Genomic DNA, 2488 nt, shown 5'->3' on the forward strand with positions numbered 1-2488 from the left:
GCCCGCCTCTTCAACGCCGACGGCTCCGAGGCCGAGATCTCCGGCAACGGCACCCGCTGCGTGGCCGCGCGCTGGGTGGCGGAGCACGGCGGCGAGCGCGTGCGCGTGCGCACCGGCGCCGGCATCCGCGAGTGCCGCCTCGCCCGCCGCGCCGGCAGCTGCTTCGACTTCGAGACCGCGATGGGCGAGCCCCAGGTGGGCGAGCGCTTCTCCATCCAGCTGGCCTTCGGCGAGGTCAGCGGCATCCCCGTCTCCATGGGCAACCCGCACTTCGTGGTCTTCGTCGAGCAGTACGGCCCGGGCTGGCAGGCGGAGGCGGCGGAGATGGCCAAGCATCACGACTTCAAGTACTCGATCAACGTGGAGATGGTGCGCCCGCTCGACGTCCACGCCGTCGAGGCCCGCTTCTTCGAGCGCGGCGTGGGCGAGACGCTCTCCTCCGGCACCGGCTCCTGCGCCTCGGCCGTGGCCGCCATCGCCGCCGGCAAGGCGGAGTCGCCGGTCGAGGTGCGCGCCCCCGGCGGCGCGCAGAGCGTCCGCTGGGAGAAAGAAGTATTCCTCACCGGCCCGGCACAACTCATCGGCCGCGGCGAGTTTTTCATTTAACATTAGGGATTCATGGCTGCCGCCGAAAAGCCTCGCCTCAAGCCGCCCGCCCTCCGTCCCGGCGACACCGTGGGCATCATCGCTCCCGGCAGCCCCATCCAGCGCAACCTGCTCGACGCCGGATGCCTCGCCCTGTGGCGGCTGGGCTACAAGCCCTTCTACCTGGACTCCATCTTCGACCAGGACCTCTACTTCGCCGGCAAGGTGCGCCGGCGCGCGCGCGAGCTGGAAGAGATGTTCACCCGCGAGGAGGTGCGCGCGGTGCTGTGCGCGCGCGGCGGCTACGGCTGCAACTACCTGCTGCCGGAGCTGGACCTCGACAAGATCGCCGCCCATCCCAAGATCTTCATGGGCTACAGCGACGTCAGCGCGCTGCTCACCTGGTTCGCCGACGCCGCCCGCCTGGTCACCTTCCACGGCCCCATGGTCACCAAGGACTTCGCCGCCGAAGACGGCCTGCACGTCCCTTCCTGGGCGGCCGCCACCGTCGGCAAGGAGCGCTGGGAGATCGCGCCTGTCCCCGGTTCCGGCGTGACCCCGCTGGTCGAGGGCCGCGCCCAGGGCATCCTCTACGGCGGATGCCTCTCCATCCTGGTGGCCTCGCTGGGCACGCCCTACGAGATCAAGACTGAGGGCACCATCCTCTTCCTGGAAGACGTGAACGTGAAGCCCTTCCAGGTGGACCGCATGCTCATGCAGTTGAAGCTGGCGGGCAAGCTCCGAGGCGTGCGCGGCCTGCTCTTCGGCGAGATGCCGGGATGCCAGCAGCAGCCCGAGCAGCCCTACACCCTGGCGCAGGTGCTGCAGCGGGTGGTGGGCGATCTGGGGATCCCGGTGGCCTACGGCCTGCGCTCCGGCCACGTGGAGCGGGAGAACATCACGCTGCCCATCGGCGTGCGCGCCTCTCTGGACGTCAAGAAAGAAGTGCGGCTGGCGGTGCTGGAGGCGGCGACCATCGCCGCGCCCGCAGCCAAGCCGGCCCCGGTCGCGCCCGCGCCGCAGTCATGAGCCCGGTCCGCCACATCCATCTGATCGGCGTCTGCGGCACCGCCATGGCCTCGCTGGCCGGCATGCTGCGCGAGCGCGGCTTCCGCGTCACCGGCTCCGACGCCGCCGCCTACCCGCCCATGTCCGACTTCCTCGCCGGCCTCGGCATCGCCGTCGCCCAGCCCTACCGCGAGGAGCACCTGAAGCCGCATCCCGACCTGGTCGTCGTCGGCAACGCCATCTCGCGCGGCAATCCCGAACTGGAATACGTGCTCGACCACCACCTGCCCATGCGCTCCCTCCCGCAGGTGCTGGCCGAGGAATTCCTGAAGGGCCGCGAGGTGATCGTGGTCGCCGGCACCCACGGCAAGACCACCACCACCTCCATGCTGGCGTGGATCTTCGAGGTGGCGGGCCTCAAGCCCTCCTTCCTCATCGGCGGCATCGCCGAAAACTTCGGCTCCAGCTTCGCCGTCAGGGAAGGGAAGCACTTCATCCTCGAGGGCGACGAGTACGACACCGCCTTCTTCGACAAGGGCCCCAAGTTCCTGCACTACATGCCCGACCGCGTGCTGCTCACCTCGGTCGAGTTCGACCACGCCGACATCTACAAGGACCTGGAGGAAGTGAAGACCGCCTTCCGCCGCCTGGTCAACCTGGTGCCGCGCCGCGGCTCCATCGTGGCCTGGGACGGCGCCTCGACCGTGGACGAGTGCGTCGCCAAGGCCTTCTGCCCGGTCGAGCGCTACGGTTTCACCGGCCATGCCGCCTGGCGCATCACCGAGGAGCGCTTCACGCCCGAAGAAACCGCGTGGTCGGTCGAGCGGGACGGCAAGCCCTGGGCCGACTTCGCCTTCCCGCTCGCCGGCGAGTACAACGTGCTCAACGCCACCGC

Annotated in this window: 3 protein-coding genes; all 3 read left to right on the forward strand. The window is 69.7% G+C overall.

Features of this window, described 5'->3' with window-relative positions; all coding sequences use genetic code 11:
- Positions 1–606 (forward strand): diaminopimelate epimerase (gene dapF, locus VEG08_14190; GenBank protein HXZ29139.1); only part of this gene is annotated, 606 nt, incomplete at its 5' end.
- A gap of 12 nt (positions 607–618) precedes the next feature.
- Positions 619–1614: an LD-carboxypeptidase gene (locus VEG08_14195; GenBank protein ID HXZ29140.1), complete on the forward strand. Its 996-nt coding sequence runs from the start codon at positions 619–621 to the stop codon at positions 1612–1614.
- On the forward strand, positions 1611–2488 hold an 878-nt coding region (locus VEG08_14200), incomplete at its 3' end, for a Mur ligase domain-containing protein (GenBank protein ID HXZ29141.1). The genes VEG08_14195 and VEG08_14200, both read left to right, overlap by 4 nt.

It is taken from the genome of Terriglobales bacterium (assembly GCA_035624475.1).
Classification (GTDB): domain Bacteria; phylum Acidobacteriota; class Terriglobia; order Terriglobales; family Acidobacteriaceae; genus DASPRL01.